At 70.2% G+C, this 1,630-nt stretch carries 1 protein-coding gene and 1 pseudogene; both read right to left on the bottom strand.

Annotated features, from left to right (window positions below):
* A pseudogene (locus FRW57_RS21380) lies at positions 1-772 on the bottom strand (phenylalanine--tRNA ligase subunit beta); the annotation flags it as partial.
* Positions 772-1,630, bottom strand: an 859-nt coding sequence (locus FRW57_RS21375; RefSeq protein WP_152187013.1) for a phenylalanine--tRNA ligase subunit alpha, incomplete at its 5' end; no start/stop codon positions are given. The gene FRW57_RS21375 and the pseudogene FRW57_RS21380, both read right to left, overlap by 1 nt.

The following is a 1,630-nucleotide window of genomic DNA, read 5'->3' as shown; positions in this document are numbered from 1 at the left end:
CCATCCAACGGGGCGACGGCCGCTCCATGTCCAGCCCCCGCACGACGCGCGCGACGTAGCGGTCGCAGCCGGCGCGGCCGCCGAGCGGCGCCTCGTCCGCGAGGCGCACGGCATACCCCCGGTCGTTGGGCGCCGGGACCGGCAGCTGTGCGGGGTCCCGGAAGGTGGCGCCGGTGGAGTGGGAGTACTCCCGCGCCACGCCGCGGATGCTGAAGCAGTAGCCGCGGTCCGGCGTGACGGTCACCTCGACCACCTCGTCGGCCAGGCCGAGCAGGGCGATGGCGTCTTCACCGGGCTTCAGGTCCTTGGCGTCATCTCCGAGCAGCTCGGTCAGGACGATGATGCCGTCATGATCGGTGCCGATGCCGAGCTCCATCGCGGAGCAGATCATGCCGGCGCTGACGTGGCCGTACGTCTTGCGCGCGGAGATCTCGAAGTTGCCGGGCAGGACCGCTCCGGGCAGGACCACGACCACGAGGTCGCCGACCGCGAAATTGTGCGCACCGCAGACGATTCCCTGCGGGGTGCCGTCGGTGAGCCGCTGGCCGTTCTCGCCGACGTCGACCCGGCACCAATTGATGGTCTTGCCGTTCTTCTGCGGCTCCGGCGTCATCTCGAGGACGCGCCCGACGACGAGGGGCCCGGTCACGCCTCCGCCGTGCAGACCCTCTTCCTCCAGGCCGACTCGCACCAGGCTGGCGGCGATGTCGGCACCCGTGGCGTTCTCAGGCACGTCGACCATGGAACGCAGCCAGGTCACTGGTACCCGCATCAGATCTCCATCCCGAACTGGGCGCTGAAGCGCACGTCTCCCTCGATGATGTCGTGCATGTCGGCGACGCCGTTGCGCAGCATGACGGCCCGCTCGATCCCCATCCCGAACGCGAACCCGGTGTAGCGGTCGGGGTCGACCCCGCAAGCAGTCAGCACGTTGCGGTTGACCATGCCGCAGCCGCCCCACTCGATCCAACCGGTGCCGCCGCATGTCCGGCAGGACGAGTCGGCACCACGGCAGACGAAGCAGCGGAAGTCGAGCTCGGCACTGGGTTCGGTGAAGGGGAAGTATGACGGTCGCAGCCTCGTGGTGATGCCCTCGCCGAACAGCTCGCTCACGAACCGGTCGAGGGTGCCGCGCAGGTGCGCCATGGTCAGGCCCTCGTCGACCGCCAACCCCTCGACCTGGTGGAACACCGGCGTGTGGGTCGCGTCGAGCTCGTCAGTGCGAAAGACCTTGCCGGGGCAGGCGATGTAGAGCGGCAGCTCGCGCTCTAGCAGGCTGCGGACCTGCACGGGCGAGGTGTGCGTGCGCAGAACCAGCCCACCGTCGGGAGGGTCCACGAAGAAGGTGTCCTGCATCTGGCGGGCCGGATGGTCGGGGCCCAGGTTGAGCGCGTCGAAGTTGAACCACTCCGACTCGAGCTCGGGGCCCTCCGCGATCTCCCAGCCCAACCCCACGAAGATGTCGGCAATGCGCTCCGCGGTCAGCTCGACCGGGTGCCGGGCACCGACGGGTCGGCGGGACCCGGACACCGTGACGTCGACGGTCTCCTCCACCAGCAGCCGAGCGTCGCGCTCGGCCTCCAGCTCGGCCTGCCGCGCGGCGAGGGCCCGGCCAACCCGCGCCCGCGCT

It is taken from the genome of Segeticoccus rhizosphaerae (assembly GCF_009192725.1).
Lineage (GTDB): Bacteria > Actinomycetota > Actinomycetes > Actinomycetales > Dermatophilaceae > Segeticoccus > Segeticoccus rhizosphaerae.
Note: the sequence above shows the minus strand (reverse complement) of the source record. Positions and strands in the feature narration are given on the sequence as shown.